This window comes from Bacteroidales bacterium (assembly GCA_031276035.1).
Classification (GTDB): Bacteria; Bacteroidota; Bacteroidia; order Bacteroidales; family BM520; genus RGIG7150.
The window spans coordinates 21,787-38,268 of sequence record JAISNV010000011.1 but is presented as its reverse complement, the minus strand read 5'-3'; the positions used below and the strand labels follow the sequence as shown (position 1 = coordinate 38,268).

The following is a 16,482-nucleotide window of genomic DNA, read 5'->3' as shown; positions in this document are numbered from 1 at the left end:
AAAATGATTAATTCAGTTACGCTTTACACCTTATTCAAGAATTTAGAACAACTTGATTCGGTAAGATTAAATTTTAGTCAACAAGGCATTACATTAATGAATATTATTATTGCATTCGTGATGTTCGGTGTTGCTTTAGGAATAAAACCATCACATTTTAAAGATGTATTTTTAAATCCGAAGGCGGTAATAGTAGGGTTAATTTCTCAATACGTTTTGCTTCCGGCATTAACATTCGGATTGGTATGGATATAAAACCCACTCCTACCGTTGCATTGGGAATGATATTAGTTGCTGCTTGTCCGGGCGGAAATATTTCAAACTTCATTTCATCATTGGCAAAAGCAAATGTTGCATTATCGGTAAGTTTAACTGCTATATCAACGGTTGTATGTCTATTTATGACGCCATTAAATTTTGCTATTTGGGGCGGATTGTATGCCAAGCATTCGCCTTTGTTGGTTCCATTAGAGATAGATCCTATGCAAATGTTTTATACCGTTGTAATCCTTCTTGGTATTCCTGTTGCTTTAGGGATGTTTTTCTCTTCAAAATTTCCTAATTTCACTCAAAAAATAATAAAGTATGTAAAATACGCCTCAATATTTGCTTTTATCGGTTTCATTATCGGTTCATTTGCAGCTAATTTTACACATTTCATTAACTATATCAATTTAATATTTTTATTAGTATTAATACACAATGGTTGCGCCCTATTTTTCGGATACATGTTCCCATGGGCATTAAGATTAAAACAAAACGATTGCAGAACCATCTCAATTGAAACCGGAATACAAAATTCAGGTTTAGGTCTGGCTTTAATATTTAATCCGAAGATTTTTCCACCCGAATTAGAATTGGGCGGAATGGCATTTATAGCCGCATGGTGGGGTATCTGGCATGTTATATCAGGATTTATTATTGCAACAATCTGGAGTAAAAGAAAATTAAGAGATATAAAAATTAAATAATGATTTTTAAATACGATTATAGATATACTGTATTGAAACATCTGGTAAATTTAGGTTTCAGATGTAATTTTAGAAAAGTTGTTTATGTTAACACGGAAAACATTCCTAATGATGTTCCATTAATCTATGCTCCTACTCATAGCAATGCTATAATCGACGGGCTGACATTGGTTAATATGAGCAAAAAACAAATTGTTTTTCTCGGACGTGCAGATATATTTAAAGGCAAATTTTTAAAATGGTTCTTAAGCGGTGTTAAGGTAATGCCTATATACAGATTGCGTGATGGTGCCGAAAATTTGGAAAAAAATATTGCCGTTTTTAATGATTGTAAAAGAGTTTTAGATAATGATAAAAGTGCGCTCTGTCTTTTTCCGGAAGCAAAACATAATCCGAAACAATCTCTTCTGCCTTTACAAAAAGGTATATCAAGGATTGCATTACCCACTGAAGCTCTTGCTGATTTTAAATTAAATATTCATATAATTCCTGTCAGCATTTTTTATACAGACAGGCAAGGATATTTGTCTGATGTTTACATTACCTTCGGTAAACCAATTAAGGTTAATGAATATAAAGAAATGTTTCAGAAGAATAATAATCTTGCAATCAATCAATTGCGTTATGATCTTGACGATAACTTGAGATCTATTACTGTTGATATTTCTAACGATGCGTATTACAACTTTTACACTTACTGCCTTGATATTTCCGGAGAAGAAGTCGCAAAAAAACATTTTTCAAAAGAAAAAGACGGCATTGTAAAAGCTTATCGTACCATTGTTAACAAATTAAATCATCTTTACGAGAATAATCATCCGCGTTTCCTCGAAATTACCGACGATTTCGGTCGTGCCTACTCTATTCTCAGATTTAACAAATTAAATACCAGAGACAAAATTCACAATCCAAAATCATTAGCAGAAATACTTCTTAGAATTATTTCATTACTGATAACATTACCGGTTGCTGCTTATGGATTCATAAATACATTAATTCCGATTATTATTTATCTTGTACTTAGAAATAAAGTAAAAGACAAACAGTTTATTGCATCAACTAGAACATTGGTCGCAATTGTTATTATGCCGATTTTTTACACATTACAACCTGTAATTTTAGGTTGTGTTACTCATAACTGGTGGCTCGCTTTGGCTTATTTTATTTCTTTACCATTAACATTTTACTTTGCAAGTTACTGGCGGAAATGGTTTAAACAAATTCCAAGAATGATAAAAGTGCGTAAATTTGCAAAAAAACACAAAGAAGATTGGGAATACGTGCTTGAAGTAACAAAATTTGAAATATAATGCCGGAAATCAAAAAAGAAATTCGCAATTATATTGATGAAAAAATAATTCCACTCTACAAAACATTTGACTCAGCCCATAATACAGACCATGTAAAAACCGTAATTGATGAGAGTATCAATTTAGCTAGGAATTATGATGTTGATATAAATATGGTTTATATTATTGCTGCTTTTCACGATCTGGGATTAATAAACGGAAGAGAAAATCATCACATCGATTCGGGAAAAATATTAGAGAAAGATGAAATGGTTTTGAAATATTTTACTTCCGAGGAAATTGGAATAATGAAAGAAGCCGTTGAAGATCACAGAGCATCAAATAAACACGAACCGAGAAATATTTACGGCAGAATCGTTGCAGAAGCCGATAGAATCATTGATCCGTATATTACTTTGCTCAGAACCGTTCAATACGGCAAAGACAACTATCGGGAATTAGATTTGGAAAATCAATATCAAAGATTTTATTCTCACTTAAAAAATAAATACGGAGAAAACGGTTATTTAAAATTATGGATCCCCTACTCTTCTAATGCCACAAAATTAGGGGAATTAAGAAAAATGATAAATAATGAGAAATTGTTGAAAGAAAAATTTTTGGAATTGTATAATAGTTTGTAATTTAATATTATAAAAAATATATTAATTAATTCTCTGAATTTACAAACAATTAATTTCATTTATCTAATAGATTACAAATATTGAGTTTACATAATTTTGTCACTCTCTACATATTCTAATAGCAATTTTCCTTCTGATGGATATAGATTACAGCGCTAAATGTTCTTTTAACAGCTTATAACCGGAAATACTAACTCTCAAGCTTATACCGTTTCTTAACCTTATATTATAATTCTCTTTGCCGTATTGTTCCAACCTAATAATATGATCTGTGTTTATAATATAAGAACGATGAATTCTAATAAATTGTGAAGGCAAATTCGTTTCAAAATACTTCATAGTTTGTTCCTTAATATATTTATTCTTTTCAGTGAATATTAAAACATAATCACCGTAGGCTTCCAAATGAAATATTTCTTCAATTTTTAAAATAGCAACTTCCGAAGCTTGCTTTATGGAAATACGTTCCAACGGCTTTATTTCTCTTTCAATAATTTCAGATTGCGAAGATAGATCAACCATATCAATGTCATTTTGTTTATATTTATTTTTTTGAATTGAAACAACTCTGTCATTTCCCCAGACATTTAAATTCCAGAACATTATTCCGAAAATAAATAATAATGGTATTATTTCTAAAAACTGTTTAAAAGAAATAATTTCGAATATGCTCAGTATCAAAAAAACAACAGATAAAACAATAATATGAGCTGTTAAATGTAGGATAATTCCGATTAAACTATTCTTTACAAATGGTTTAATAAAATAATATACAAATATCATAACGCCAAGAAAAACAAAATAAAGTAATGCGGTAAATAGCGCATTACCAATTGATAAATTAGAATACAAAGCCAGCAATAACCATAAAGACCCGAATCCTAAAAGAATTGAAATTAAGGTTATTGTCGGCTTTTTTAAAAATTGTTGAAAGTAACTTTTCATCATTAACTTTTGATTACAACGCCACTCGCCGACAATCTGCCCCTAATAATCAGTTTACAATCTTCATTAACATTAATTATAGGATTAAGGCGTTCGTCGCTAACCCCACCAATCGATGTGCTTATTTCAGTTAAAATCAAACAGTCATTTGGCACATATATTTCAATACCGCCGAAACTACTATTAATATCAATATAAGTATTTCCAGGCAAAAACGAAGTTCTTCTCAAATCAAGGACTGTGGCACCGAATTTATTATTTATCTCGGCGCCTTTAAATATTTCATCCATAACAATATGTTGTGTACTGCCAAATTGATTATTTGAAAGCACAAAACCATCTTCTGTTTTATAATCAGTTTTCATATTATGTTGACTATATGGTATAGTGCGTTTTGGAAAAATAATTCTAAATATTATTATTATGCCAATAATCATTAACAATATCGGCCACATGCTAGCCCAATCATCTTGAGATCCGGTAATTAGTGGCAACATAAAATATGCGCCACAGCTAACAACAAGAATTCCTGAAAAATAATGCTTATAAGAAAGGAAGAAAATCCCTACAATTACAATCAGCATTTGCCAAGAAATTAATATAGTAAAAAGGTACGGACTGATAAATCCGACATTTCTACCTAAAAATATAACTCCTATTGCAATACATAATAATGCAAACATAATTCCGTCTATTCTATGACGCCTTTTTATTCTTTTGTTTAATTCTTCTGTTTTAATTGGTTCACTCTGTTTTTTCATTTTATTTTCTTTTTGATTAATTTAATTTTCTGCAAAAGTAAATCATTCGAATATACGGCACAATCGAAATTCGTTTGAATAAGTATATTAATCGGTGAATTATGGAAAATTCCCGATAAAAACCTACAAAAGATATAAAGATTTTTCATTTAAGGACAAGTAAAATTATTCATCATTACTTTATATCGTAATTAAAAAACGAAGATAAATATCAACTGCAATCTTTACATATTTTTTTATACTTTTGTTTTATCAAATAAAATAATACCGTGAATATAGTTATCGTATCATTAATTTCGTTTATATCAAATATTATCCTAGGCAGATATCGTACAAAATTCAGGAAAATGTCACTTATGTGGTGGATAATGATTCATGCTTCCATACCTTTTATTATTCCTTTAAGAATTTGGCTCGGGACACCGAATATAGCCATTCCTCTATTCATCGGATTAGCAATAGCCGGACAATTTATCGGAAGCAGATTTTTCGGGTTCAAAACTAAAGAAAACTGTGAAAAAAATTAACCAATATCAAATCTTAAATATTTTAAATTATTATGGCAGAAATTAAAACAAAACCTACTTCGGAAAATGTAAATGATTTTTTGAATAAGATTGAAAATGAGCAAAAACGTAAAGATAGTTTTGAAATCCTCGAAATTATGAAAAATGCGAGCGGTAAAGAACCACAAATCTGGGGCACTTCCATTATCGGATTCGACAACATAAAATTTAGAAGTCCCAACACAGGCAGAGAAGTAGATTGGTTTATAATTGGTTTTGCTCCACGAAAAGCAAATATTTCATTATATCTTGGTATGGATGTTCAAAAATACGCCGAATATCTTAAAAAATTAGGCAAGCATAAAACAGGTGTCGGATGCCTATACATCAACAAACTTTCGGATGTTGATATTACTGTTTTAAGTGAAATGATTAATGAAGCGGTAAAAAAATAATACACGGATTCGTATAAATGAATAATCGAAAATATGTAAAGCGTCCGATAGATAATTCATATCATTTGTGTATAAAATATTAATATTGAAAATATATGAAAATCATAACACATTGTATAAACGACAAAAAATCGCTGAAGTGGTTTCAGAAGATAGGATTATAAATAATGTTGAAGACGGACTAAGCCTGTTAGGAAATCTGTATTATCAGGGATTTGATAAAATTATCATATATGAAAGAAATATTACTCCTGACTTTTTTGATCTAAAAAACGGAATTGCAGGTGAAATACTTCAAAAATTTTCTAACTATCGCATCCGCTTAGCCATAATTGGCGATTTTTCTAAATATACAGGTAAAAGTGTTACCGCTTTTATAAATGAAAGCAATAAAAATAAGCATATTGTCTTTGTAAATTCCATCGCTGAAGGATTAAATATGTTAACCTGAATCAAATACCATTACTCTTTGAAATTTTTTGCCTTTTGAATATTTAAATAAAAAAATTATATTATGCGAAATGATTTAATTGTATCGAAATCAATAATTATCAATACAACTCCCGATAAAATTTGGAATGTATTGACTAATCCCGAACGAATTAAAGAATATTTGTACGGAACGGAAACTTTAACCACTTGGGAACCCGGAAAAAAAGTCACCTTCAGTGGAAACTACAACGGACATAAGTATCAAGATCATGGAACTGTTCTTGAAAATATCAAAAATAAAAAGTTGAGTTATAGTTATTGGAGCATTTTTTCCGGTTTGGAAGATAAACCCGAAAATTATTCTATTGTAACTTATGAACTGAAAGAAGTTGCTGATAATCAAACTGAGTTTACTTGGACTCAAAAAGGATATTCTACGGAAGAAAATTACAAACATTCGCTTGACGGAATGGATGATTTCTTAATGCTAATAAAAAAAATTGCCGAATGAGAAATAACGAAAATAATATACAAATAAAATATTTTGTGGTTTTATTTTTATTTACCTTGATAACTCTAAATGTTTACTCACAAAAAAAATTACCTGATTTTTCAAATTGTGAAAAGATTTCCGAACATATTGTTGAAGATACTGATTTTACATTAGTTATGGTTGCCGGAGCAGGATGCGGATATAGCTATTATGGTTTAGAACAATTATTACAACTTGATGAGAAATTAAATATCATTGTTGTAAATCACGGCACAAAAGAACAATATGAAGAATTTCATTCTAAATATGCAGATTATTTTACTTTTATAGATGGAAATGATTGTAAATATTTTAAATCTAAAATTTTTCCTAAATACTATTTATATCAAAATGATAAATTAATTTGGAAACAAAAAAAATATAAAAAAAACACTCCGGAAATCATTAAACAACAATTGAAAAGACACAATATTTAAAACATACTGTTGTAAATTCTTTAACAATAATGCATATTAACTTAAAATGAAAACACATACTACAAATTACAAAAACACTTTCATTGAAGTTGCCGAAGACTGTCCTGTTACTAAAGGAGAAATTCCTCCAGTGAAAGACAATAAAAAGTCATCGGCAAATATACAGTTTGAGCTGATTAGTGAAAACCCCTACATATTTACTTCCGATGATATTATTTTTCACGTATTTGCAAACAAAAATAAAATTTCAGAAGAAGAAATCAAAGAAGCGCGCGAGTATTTTTTCTCTAAAGGACAGGCTTGTTTCCGTGCTTCGCCATTAACTAAAAGATACGGCTGGGGCATTCACCACAACGAAGAAGGAAAAATAGCTCTGTTTGGCTGTGAAACAAATGAGTACAGAAAGTTCTCAAACGATAAGAATATAAAATCAGTCAAAGCTATGCGATCAAGCAAAAAATAAAAATTGCAACATAATGAATTATGGAAAGCCGTACGAAGTAATTTTGGAAATTAAGTTTTAGTGAACAATTGAAAATGTGAAGATTAGAACCTTGAATTCTATTTAATAGAAATAAGATTTAACAAAATTATTTTCATTTCGAAAGTAACATTGGATAAATCTGTAGAATTATTATATCAATCTTTTGTTTATTATTAATTTTATTCAGACTTTTTTCAGGATTAAATAATATTTTTGTCAACTTATTAAATTGATTTTAATCTCAAAAAAGATTTATAAAACTATTATGATGATTTCAAAATCAATGATCTTTACAAACATACTTCTGTTGGAATATCAATAGAAATCAAACCTTTAAACCGCAATATAAAAAATGTAGATTTGCTTTACACTCAAATAATAAAATGAAAATATTAGTAATAGAAGACGAGCCGTCGTTACAAGAACTTATCAAACAATCTTTGGAAAAAGAACGCTATATAATTGAATGTGCTTCAGATTATAATATGGCAATGGATAAGATTGAAATGTATAATTACGATTGCATTTTGCTTGATATTATGCTTCCGGGCGGTAACGGATTGTCGTTACTCGAAGAATTAAAAAGAAAGCACAAAAGAGATAGCGTAATAATTATTTCAGCTAAAGATTCTTTGGAGGATAAAATTCACGGACTTGAACTCGGTGCAGACGATTATCTTGCGAAACCATTTCATTTAGCCGAACTTATCGCCAGAATAAAAAGCGTTATACGCAGAAAACAAAACAACGGTGAAAACTCTATTGAACTCGGAAACATGAAAATATTTCCGGAAGAATTTAAAGTTCTCGTTAATAATAAAGAGCTGGATTTGAATAGAAAGGAGTATGATATTCTTCTTTATTTTGCTAATAGATGCAACCGGCTTATCAACAAGAACATTATGGCAGAATCTGTTTGGGGCGACCATATCGACCAGGTTGATAATTTCGATTTTATTTATGCACAAATTAAGAATTTAAGAAAAAAGTTGAAAGAAGCCGGCGCAAATATAGAAATCAAAGCGGTTTACGGCATCGGATATAAATTAATAGTCGAATAATTCAATATGAAATTAATATATCACATAATTATTAGAATTTCCATTGTTCTCAGTATTGTACTGACTTTTTGGGCTGCTTTTTTTTATTTTGCAATGATTGATGAGGTTAATGACGAAACCGACGATTATCTGGAGGATTACTCCGAACAAATTATGATGCAATTTCTCGCTGGAGAAGAAGTTTCCTCAAAAAGTAATAATACCAATAATCAATATTATTTATCTGAAGTTACAACCGAGTATGCACTTGGTAAGCCCCATATCAGTTATATAGATTCAATGGTTTATATTCCTTTGAAGCAAGAAACAGAGCCGGCAAGAATCCTTACTACAATATATAAAGACGGGAACGGAAAGTATTATGAATTAGTTGTTTTAACCCCAACAATTGAAAAGAAAGATTTAAAAGAAGCAATACTTTTCTGGATTGTTTTCTTATATTTCGGACTTCTTCTTATAATTATTACCGTTAATTTCTGGGTGTATAAACAGAGTACGCGTCCGTTACATAAACTTCTTTCCTGGTTAGACGAATATAATATAGGCATGAAGAATATCGATTTACAAAACAAAACCGATATAATCGAATTTAAAAAACTTAATGAAGCGGCTATTCGCAATATGAAACGTGCAGAAGAAGTTTTTGAGGAGCAAAAACAATTTATAGGAAATGCTTCGCATGAGATTCAAACTCCTCTGGCCGTTTGCCGTAATCGTTTGGAAATTTTAATGGAAGACGAAACCTTGTCAGAAAATCAATTGAACGAATTGGTAAAAACTTATCAGACTTTAGAATACATCACAAAACTTAATAAAACACTACTCCTGCTTTCTAAAATTGATAACCGGCAATTCATTGAGAAAACAGTTATTGAATTAAATAATATCATCAAAAAATTTATTCAAGATTATAAAGAAGCATATTCTCATTTAAATATCAGCGCCGAAATAAAAGAAACCGGAATATTCAAAATTAAAATAAATGAAACCTTAGCTTCTATTCTTATTAATAACCTTATCAAGAATGCTTACATACATAATATTGAAAATGGAAAGATATTTATTGAAATTACTTCTTCAAAACTGATTTTCAAAAATACCGGACAAGATTTTGCACTTAACCCTAAACTTATTTTCGAAAGATTTTATCAGGAAGAGAAAAAAGAAAACTCGGCAGGTTTAGGACTTTCATTAGTTAAATCTATTTGTGATATCGAAAATCTAAATATCAATTATTATTTCAATGACAATTTACATTGCTTTGAGATTGTTCTTCAATAAAATCTTATTGAAAAATAAAAATTAATCGGAATTTACACATTATTTCAAAAATTTTTCAGTTTTGCCCCTAATCTTTGCATTGTATTTTAAATATAATGTTTTGAAAAAGATTTTAATCATAATGTGCTGCCTTCTGACGGTACAAATCACGGCAAAAGCATCAGATGACAAAGCGATATCGTTCGAAGAATTGCCAGCTCAATCGCAACAGTTTGTTAACGCGTATTTCTCCGGGCAAACAATTGCACTGGTAAAAATGGATTGTGATATTCTTGATAAATCATATGAAGTAATATTCACCAACGGAAATAAGATTGAATTTAACCGAAGAGGCGAATGGAAAGAAATTGATTGTAAGCATACTCAATTACCGGAACAACTTATCCCTATTGAAATTAAGAATTTCATACTTAATAATTATCCCAACAATAATATTTTCAAGATTGAAAAAGATAGCCGTGGTCGCAGTGAAATTGATCTTCAAAACGGATTAAGTCTGAAATTCGACTCTAAGTATAAATTAATTGATATTGATAACTAAAAAATAATTACAATGAAACAGAAAATTTTAATCGTATTAATGACATTAATTCCAATGTCGTTTTTAGCATGTGATCCCGAAAACAACACGTTTTTTCCGGTTGATGATGGTAATCTAATAACACCAGACTCCCCAATCTACAATGAAACAGTTACTAAAAACATTGAAGATTTTGTTCAAACGCATTTTCCTGCATACACAATTGTTTTTGTAAAGAATGATTATGATGACGGACAATTGCAGAAGGAAATTTACTTAAAAAACGGTAACAGGAAAAATTACAAAATCGTATTCGACAGTAATGACAACTGGATTGAAGTTGATGGCGATGATGATAACAATCTGGCTATACCGGAATCCGTAATGCAGTTACTACCTCAAGGTATATCTACCTATATTAATACTAATTATAAAAATGCATCAATTTACGAAATTGAGAAAAAGTATAATTATTACAAAATTGATATAGAAAAAAACTGGCGAGATTTTGAATTATATTTCGATCTTAACGGGAATTTCATGTATTTAGACAATTAAAAACTTAAATTGTTATAGTTCAGAGATTAATTTAAGTACGCTATAGACATAATTATTGTTTATGTTTTTGCGTACTTAAATTAATTATTTGAATCTTAGTATGTCTCAAAACTAAAAATTAACTTCTCACCTTCAAAGCAATTTCTCCTATTTTTTTCAGTTGTTCTTGAACTGTAAAAAACACTCGCCCATTCTTAGACAAAACTTCCCATGCAATAGTACCGATAATATCGTCAATTATGCCCGGAGTATTTTTATCTGTAACAACATCAAAAGTTTTTTCGCCTGTCATTACAACCGGTTGTACAAAATCATTGCTAATTATCAGCAGATCGCCTTTTCCGGCTATCGCCGCCTGATAAATTTCTTGTAAATCGGTTAGAACATTTCCGTGAGATATAGCATCTTCCATTTCCTCAATTGCTTTTGTTCTAATATTATATTGATAATCATTTATAGCTTTATAACCTTGTTTTGCTAAAGTACTAACAGAAGTATCATTATAATTTACAGGAGCATAACCAAGATATTTCTTCTTTTTATCCGCTACTTGCATTAATCTACTAAAATTATCTTCAGTACAAATAACAAGACATAAAAGATCCGTTTCATTACAAATTTTAACTAAAGCCTTATCAACCTTATTAAAATATTCCTTTACCATATTATCCATCAAAGCGGCATCACTTCGTTTTTCCGTATCGGTAACGATATGAGGATTAGCAGCAAAAGGAAAACCTTCGCTATTGATTTCATCTACAATTTTATCATTGATTGCACGATATAAAAATGTTCCCCCTTGTGATAGAAGTAAAATCAAATATTCCTCAGTTCTGTTGTAAGCTCTGATCAATGGTCTAATATTAAAGCTATCTCTTATCTCTACAGTATTTCCCATAGTTGAATATGGTAACCGTATAACTTCTTCAACATCATTTGAAAGAAATATATGCATACTATCAAGATTATAATTACGATTAATTTTACCGGCTAAAGCGTTAACTTTTTGCAGCAATGGAGCAATTTCCCTCTTATCATATTCACTAATAAGATATTTCTCGGCTTGTTTTAAAAGTTTTTTAAGTAAGATCTCATCTTGTAAATTATCGGGATGTGTTCTATGAGTATTCAATGTAATTGTAACCGAAGGATTATTTCGGCTATAAGCGAGTTTAATTAATTTATCTGCTTTCATGTTCAAAAATTTTTAGATTTATATAATAAAAAAATTACAATTCCAAAACAATAATCAAAAAAAATAAGTTAAAGTTATGGTTTATTATCCATATATTAAAATACTTATTTATACGTATTTACAAAATAAATACCGAATCAATTAATTCGATATTTTAAATTAAATTATAGTGTTATTATTTATATTTCGCGGCCCATTCTAAAATAGTCTGACTTTCAATATCCACACCAAACTCTTTTGCTTTTAGTAATATTCTATGTGCCAATAACGCTTTTTTATCTTCTGGGGCATATCGAAAATATGCTTCGGCAGCATGTACATGTACACCATCAGGCATTGGAAATTCTCTTGTTTCCGGTATGCCGAAATCAGAATCCTTTAATTCATTTCTTTCAACTGTACTAAGTTTATGCGGGTGTTCTGTTTCGTTTTTTGTCTTCATAATGTAGTTGTATTAATTGTTAAGTAATTATTTAAAATTTATTCATTCTTTCAATTTTGATTTTACGGCAAAATTAGTTGAATTTTTAGAATTTATCCTGTTGGAAAGTATAATTTTTCTTAATTAATATTATAGTAAATAATTTCTATTTTAAACATAGTTAAAAAATTACAAATATCAATTCTTCTTTTTATGAACAGCAATAATCAATCCTTTTAGATTTTTCTTTTAATTTATATTGAAATAAAAAAGCTATTTAGAAGATTTAGTGCAACAAAGGACATTTCATATATTTTGATAGAATATACTTCAAAACAAAATTTTCATTTCAATAGCATGGTTTTAATGAGATAATATTTATCTTTGCACCTAAATTTGTAACTTTCGATTACTTTATCGAAACGAAATCATTAAACTTTCTTGATAATTAATTAAATAAATATTATAATATGGATTTTTCTTTAACTAAAGAACAAACTTTGTTTTTGCAAATGATAAGAGAATTTGCAGAAAAAGAAGTAAAACCTTTGGCAGCAGAAGTTGATGAGGAAGAACGTTTTCCTGAAGAAACTGTCAAAAAAATGGCTAAATTAGGTATTATGGGAATACCTTTCCCTATAGAATATGGCGGCGCAGGTGGAGATAATATTTTGTATTCCATGGCTGTGGAAGAATTATCTAAAGTTTGCGCAACTACCGGTGTAATTGTTTCCGCTCATACATCACTCTGTGTTGCTCCGATATACGAACACGGCACAGAAGAACAAAAACGTAAATATTTACCCAAACTTTGTTCCGGAGAATGGCTCGGAGCTTTCGGATTAACAGAACCGAATGCCGGTACGGATTCTTCGGCTCAACAAACTACTGCTGTTTTAGATGGTGATGAATACATTCTTAATGGAAGTAAGATATTTATTACTAATGCTTTCTATTCTCATGTGTATGTTGTAATGGCTATGACTGATAAATCTATGGGAACAAGAGGTATATCGGCATTTATAGTTGAACGCGACACACCGGGTTTCTCTTTTGGAAAAAAAGAAAAGAAAATGGGAATTAGAGGTTCGGCAACATGCGAATTGATTTTTGAAAATTGCAGAATACCAAAAGAAAATCTATTAGGTAAATTAGGCGGCGGATTCGGTATTGCTATGAAAACTCTCGACGGTGGTCGTATCGGCATTGCAGCTCAAGCTTTGGGCATTGCACAAGGAGCCATTGACGAAACTGTAAAATACGTAAAAGAACGTAAACAATTCGGCAGAACTATAAGTCAATTTCAGAATACACAATTTCAGTTGGCAGATTTAGATACAAAAATTGAAGCTGCGCGTCTTTTAATTCGAGTGGCAGCTTTCAGAAAAGATTTAGGCGTGCCATATTCCGTAGATGCTGCAAGAGCAAAATTATTTGCTTCGGAAACAGCTATGGAAGTTACAACAAAAGCTGTTCAATTTCATGGAGGTTACGGATACACGCGCGAATATCCGGTTGAGCGTATGATGCGCGATGCTAAAATCACAGAGATTTACGAAGGAACTTCCGAAGTTCAACGTATGGTAATTTCAGCAAATTTACTTAAATAATTTATTAACAAAGAAATAAATAATATAATGAATATAATTGTTTGTATTAAACAAGTACCGGATACAACGGAAATAAAATTAAATCCGGAAACCGGCACCATGATTCGTGAAGGTGTGCCGAGCATAATGAATCCGGATGACAAAAGCGGTTTGGAAATGGCTTTAGGGTTAAAAGACAAATACGGAGCTAATATTACTGTAATAACAATGGGACCCGCTCAAGCTGATGTAATGCTGAGAGAAGCTTTCGCAATGGGTGCCGATCGCGCAATTCTTTTGACCGATCGTAAATTCGCTGGTGCCGATACTCTTGCTACTTCTAATGCTATTGCCGGTGCTCTGAAAATGTTGGAATACGATCTTATAATAACAGGTCGCCAAGCAATCGACGGCGATACTGCTCAAGTAGGACCACAAATTGCGGAACATCTCGATTTGGCTCAAGTTACTTACGCAGAAAATTTAGAATATAAAGAACCCGGAACATTCACAATTAAGAAAGCTACCGAAGATGGATATCAAATGATGGAAGTTGATTCTCCCTTTGTTATTACTGTCCTATCTTCGGCAAACAAACCGCGCTATATGTCAGTTAGCGGAATCGTTAATGCATATAAAAAAGAAGTTGAAATATGGGGTTTCGATAATATAAATGTTGACGAGAAAAAACTCGGATTAAAGGGCTCTCCTACTCGCGTTGTTAAATCCTTTAGTAAAGGTGCGAAATCGGCAGGACAAGTTTATGAAGTTGATGCTAAAGAAGCTGTAGATATTATTGTCGATAAGCTAAAAGAAAAATTTATTATTTAATTTTATAAAACCGGAAAAAATGGATAAATCTCAATATAAAGATATTTACGTTTTCGTGGAACAACGCGAAGGTGTTATTCAAAATGTAGCTTTGGAGTTATTGCATAAAGCGCATGAGCTTGCAGAAAAACTAAATGAAAAAGTGTATGCAATGTTTCTGGGGCATCAGATAAAAGATAAAGCACAAGAATTAATCTCTTACGGCGCCGATACAGTTATTTGTATTGATGCGCCTGAGTTAGCTCAATATAATACAGAACCTTATACGCAGGCAATAGTTAAAATTATAAATGAAAAGAATCCATCTATTCTACTGATCGGAGCAACAACTATCGGCCGTGATTTGGGACCAAGAATTTCTGCTCGAGTAGAAACCGGATTAACAGCGGATTGTACCGGTTTGGAAATTTCCGAAGAAGGTGATTTATTGATGACCCGCCCTGCTTTCGGAGGAAATTTAATGGCAACCATTGTTTGTAAAGAACATCGTCCGCAAATGTCCACAGTTCGTCCTGGTGTTATGTTGAAAGGTCATAAAGACGATTCGCGCAAAGGAAATATTGAAGATCTAAAAGTTAATTTCGATTCTTCAAAATTTAAAGTAAAAATTCTTAAAACCGTTAAAGAGCAAAAAAATCTTGTTGATATTACAGAAGCCAGAATATTAGTTTCCGGCGGTCGTGGCGTTGGTAATACAGAAGGTTTTAAAAAGCTATATGATTTAGCCGATACTATTAATGCTGAAGTTTCTTCATCACGTGCGATGGTTGATGCGGGACATATTTCCCATGACCGTCAAGTAGGACAAACAGGAAAAACAGTTCGCCCGGATGTTTATTTCGCTTTTGGAATCTCAGGAGCAATTCAGCATTTAGCCGGAATGGAAGAATCGGATTATATCATTGCCGTCAATAAAGATAAATTTGCACCAATTTTTCAGAGTGCCGATTTAGGAATTGTAGGTGATGTAAATCAAATCATCCCTTTACTTACCGAAAGATTAAAAAAAGAAAAGTCAAAATAGAATTTACATTCATCAAGTATAAATATTATTTCCGGTCATATTAAAAATAAACTTTTATTGTTTTTTTAATTTACACAACAAGCTGTAAATCCGACAGATAACAACATTTTTTTTTTGCAGCGAGACGAATAATTTACGTTTTACCACTAACATCGATAATCTTAAATATATCCCTTCGGTTTGAAGCGGATTTATTTTTCGTTGGATAGCGTTCAAATACATTTTATATTAATAAGCCTAATTATTCTACTGATTTAATTTATATTTCACTTTCTAAGTTGAAATGAAAATTACTTTTAATCGGTTTTATGCCGATGGTATTCTTCGGACATTTCAAATGTTTTACGAACACAAAAAGATGATTCTTTATAATCTCTTCCTACTTAATTTTTTACGGTTAATTTCATTCTAAAAGTTTCAGAATTTTGATATAATATTGTCGGATTTTAACCGCCATGAAAATACCAATTACATTTTACATTTCAAATCTATTTTTTAACAAATTCATTTTCAAGTTTAATAATTATAAATATTTCAGAGACATAA

At 30.8% G+C, this 16,482-nt stretch carries 19 protein-coding genes and 1 pseudogene; 16 read left to right on the top strand and 4 right to left on the bottom strand.

The genetic code is table 11. The features are described 5' to 3' along the window. The first annotated feature begins 96 nt into the window (after positions 1-96). The 3 genes and pseudogenes from LBP67_02855 to LBP67_02845 all read left to right on the top strand — a co-directional run bounded on the left by LBP67_02855 (position 97) and on the right by LBP67_02845 (position 2,904). Positions 97-971 (top strand): annotated as a pseudogene (locus LBP67_02855) (bile acid:sodium symporter family protein). Beyond that, positions 971-2,281, top strand: coding sequence for a 1-acyl-sn-glycerol-3-phosphate acyltransferase (locus LBP67_02850; GenBank protein ID MDR2083916.1), 1,311 nt, complete (start codon positions 971-973; stop codon positions 2,279-2,281). The pseudogene LBP67_02855 and the gene LBP67_02850 overlap by 1 nt, the downstream one beginning before the upstream one ends. Continuing rightward, on the top strand, positions 2,281-2,904 hold the full coding sequence (locus LBP67_02845; protein ID MDR2083915.1) for an HD domain-containing protein: 624 nt from the start codon (positions 2,281-2,283) through the stop codon (positions 2,902-2,904). The genes LBP67_02850 and LBP67_02845 overlap by 1 nt, the downstream gene beginning before the upstream one ends. A 147-nt stretch (positions 2,905-3,051) precedes the next feature. On the opposite strand, the gene LBP67_02840 is transcribed toward LBP67_02845, so the two are convergent. After that, entirely contained in the window at positions 3,052-3,852 is an 801-nt protein-coding gene (locus tag LBP67_02840) for a LytTR family transcriptional regulator (protein MDR2083914.1), read from the bottom strand. Next, a complete protein-coding gene (locus tag LBP67_02835; protein MDR2083913.1) occupies positions 3,852-4,610 on the bottom strand; it encodes a cell wall-active antibiotics response protein in 759 nt (252 codons plus the stop codon). The genes LBP67_02840 and LBP67_02835 overlap by 1 nt, the downstream gene beginning before the upstream one ends. A 269-nt stretch (positions 4,611-4,879) precedes the next feature. Between LBP67_02835 and LBP67_02830 the strand changes: the two genes are divergently transcribed. From LBP67_02830 to LBP67_02785, 10 genes are all read left to right on the top strand, one after another. Then, entirely contained in the window at positions 4,880-5,137 is a 258-nt protein-coding gene (locus LBP67_02830) for a hypothetical protein (GenBank protein MDR2083912.1), read from the top strand. A gap of 32 nt (positions 5,138-5,169) precedes the next feature. After that, complete coding sequence (locus LBP67_02825; protein ID MDR2083911.1) at positions 5,170-5,571, top strand: DUF1801 domain-containing protein; 402 nt, start codon at positions 5,170-5,172, stop codon at positions 5,569-5,571. A gap of 112 nt (positions 5,572-5,683) precedes the next feature. Then, a complete protein-coding gene (locus LBP67_02820) occupies positions 5,684-6,022 on the top strand; it encodes a DUF4180 domain-containing protein (GenBank protein ID MDR2083910.1) in 339 nt (112 codons plus the stop codon). A gap of 63 nt (positions 6,023-6,085) precedes the next feature. Further along, positions 6,086-6,514: an SRPBCC domain-containing protein gene (locus LBP67_02815; GenBank protein ID MDR2083909.1), complete on the top strand. Its 429-nt coding sequence runs from the start codon at positions 6,086-6,088 to the stop codon at positions 6,512-6,514. Continuing rightward, complete coding sequence (locus LBP67_02810) at positions 6,511-6,972, top strand: hypothetical protein (GenBank protein ID MDR2083908.1); 462 nt, start codon at positions 6,511-6,513, stop codon at positions 6,970-6,972. The genes LBP67_02815 and LBP67_02810 overlap by 4 nt, the downstream gene beginning before the upstream one ends. Positions 6,973-7,018: 46 nt before the next feature. After that, positions 7,019-7,435, top strand: coding sequence for a DUF6157 family protein (locus LBP67_02805; protein ID MDR2083907.1), 417 nt, complete (start codon positions 7,019-7,021; stop codon positions 7,433-7,435). 404 nt (positions 7,436-7,839) lie between these two features. Then, positions 7,840-8,517 (top strand): response regulator transcription factor, encoded by a 678-nt coding sequence (locus tag LBP67_02800; protein ID MDR2083906.1) that lies wholly within the window; start codon positions 7,840-7,842, stop codon positions 8,515-8,517. A gap of 6 nt (positions 8,518-8,523) precedes the next feature. Continuing rightward, positions 8,524-9,798, top strand: a complete 1,275-nt coding sequence (locus tag LBP67_02795; GenBank protein MDR2083905.1) for a HAMP domain-containing histidine kinase — start codon at positions 8,524-8,526, stop codon at positions 9,796-9,798. Between the two features lie 100 nt (positions 9,799-9,898). Beyond that, the gene (locus LBP67_02790; protein MDR2083904.1) at positions 9,899-10,339 is read left to right on the top strand and encodes a PepSY-like domain-containing protein; all 441 of its coding nucleotides are present in this window, start codon (positions 9,899-9,901) and stop codon (positions 10,337-10,339) included. A gap of 12 nt (positions 10,340-10,351) precedes the next feature. Further along, positions 10,352-10,876 carry a PepSY-like domain-containing protein gene (locus tag LBP67_02785; GenBank protein ID MDR2083903.1) on the top strand — a complete coding sequence of 175 codons (525 nt, stop codon included), beginning with the start codon at positions 10,352-10,354 and terminating at the stop codon, positions 10,874-10,876. A gap of 118 nt (positions 10,877-10,994) precedes the next feature. On the opposite strand, the gene LBP67_02780 is transcribed toward LBP67_02785, so the two are convergent. After that, positions 10,995-12,071, bottom strand: coding sequence for a hypothetical protein (locus LBP67_02780; GenBank protein ID MDR2083902.1), 1,077 nt, complete (start codon positions 12,069-12,071; stop codon positions 10,995-10,997). Between the two features lie 175 nt (positions 12,072-12,246). Next, entirely contained in the window at positions 12,247-12,513 is a 267-nt protein-coding gene (locus LBP67_02775; GenBank protein ID MDR2083901.1) for a hypothetical protein, read from the bottom strand. Positions 12,514-12,962: 449 nt separating this feature from the next. Here LBP67_02775 and LBP67_02770 point away from each other — a divergent pair, with 449 nt between their 5' ends. The 3 genes from LBP67_02770 to LBP67_02760 are packed head-to-tail and all read left to right on the top strand — an operon-like array spanning position 12,963 to position 15,936. After that, positions 12,963-14,102 carry an acyl-CoA dehydrogenase gene (locus LBP67_02770; protein MDR2083900.1) on the top strand — a complete coding sequence of 380 codons (1,140 nt, stop codon included), beginning with the start codon at positions 12,963-12,965 and terminating at the stop codon, positions 14,100-14,102. A 27-nt stretch (positions 14,103-14,129) separates the two neighbouring features. Beyond that, complete coding sequence (locus tag LBP67_02765) at positions 14,130-14,912, top strand: electron transfer flavoprotein subunit beta/FixA family protein (GenBank protein ID MDR2083899.1); 783 nt, start codon at positions 14,130-14,132, stop codon at positions 14,910-14,912. A 19-nt stretch (positions 14,913-14,931) separates the two neighbouring features. Then, positions 14,932-15,936 carry an electron transfer flavoprotein subunit alpha/FixB family protein gene (locus LBP67_02760; GenBank protein ID MDR2083898.1) on the top strand — a complete coding sequence of 335 codons (1,005 nt, stop codon included), beginning with the start codon at positions 14,932-14,934 and terminating at the stop codon, positions 15,934-15,936. The last annotated feature ends 546 nt before the right edge of the window (positions 15,937-16,482 follow it).

What these genes read in the sequence shown, in the direction of transcription:
- LBP67_02800 (MDR2083906.1), top strand. Translation starts at nt 7,840, where the DNA reads ATGAAAATATTAGTAATAGAAGACGAGCCGTCGTTACAAGAACTTATC.
- LBP67_02845 (MDR2083915.1), top strand. Translation starts at nt 2,281, where the DNA reads ATGCCGGAAATCAAAAAAGAAATTCGCAATTATATTGATGAAAAAATA.
- LBP67_02815 (MDR2083909.1), top strand. Translation starts at nt 6,086, where the DNA reads ATGCGAAATGATTTAATTGTATCGAAATCAATAATTATCAATACAACT.
- LBP67_02840 (MDR2083914.1), bottom strand. Translation starts at nt 3,852, where the DNA reads ATGATGAAAAGTTACTTTCAACAATTTTTAAAAAAGCCGACAATAACC.
- LBP67_02770 (MDR2083900.1), top strand. Translation starts at nt 12,963, where the DNA reads ATGGATTTTTCTTTAACTAAAGAACAAACTTTGTTTTTGCAAATGATA.
- LBP67_02785 (MDR2083903.1), top strand. Translation starts at nt 10,352, where the DNA reads ATGAAACAGAAAATTTTAATCGTATTAATGACATTAATTCCAATGTCG.
- LBP67_02805 (MDR2083907.1), top strand. Translation starts at nt 7,019, where the DNA reads ATGAAAACACATACTACAAATTACAAAAACACTTTCATTGAAGTTGCC.
- LBP67_02775 (MDR2083901.1), bottom strand. Translation starts at nt 12,513, where the DNA reads ATGAAGACAAAAAACGAAACAGAACACCCGCATAAACTTAGTACAGTT.
- LBP67_02810 (MDR2083908.1), top strand. Translation starts at nt 6,511, where the DNA reads ATGAGAAATAACGAAAATAATATACAAATAAAATATTTTGTGGTTTTA.
- LBP67_02825 (MDR2083911.1), top strand. Translation starts at nt 5,170, where the DNA reads ATGGCAGAAATTAAAACAAAACCTACTTCGGAAAATGTAAATGATTTT.
- LBP67_02760 (MDR2083898.1), top strand. Translation starts at nt 14,932, where the DNA reads ATGGATAAATCTCAATATAAAGATATTTACGTTTTCGTGGAACAACGC.
- LBP67_02850 (MDR2083916.1), top strand. Translation starts at nt 971, where the DNA reads ATGATTTTTAAATACGATTATAGATATACTGTATTGAAACATCTGGTA.
- LBP67_02795 (MDR2083905.1), top strand. Translation starts at nt 8,524, where the DNA reads ATGAAATTAATATATCACATAATTATTAGAATTTCCATTGTTCTCAGT.
- LBP67_02765 (MDR2083899.1), top strand. Translation starts at nt 14,130, where the DNA reads ATGAATATAATTGTTTGTATTAAACAAGTACCGGATACAACGGAAATA.
- LBP67_02780 (MDR2083902.1), bottom strand. Translation starts at nt 12,071, where the DNA reads ATGAAAGCAGATAAATTAATTAAACTCGCTTATAGCCGAAATAATCCT.
- LBP67_02835 (MDR2083913.1), bottom strand. Translation starts at nt 4,610, where the DNA reads ATGAAAAAACAGAGTGAACCAATTAAAACAGAAGAATTAAACAAAAGA.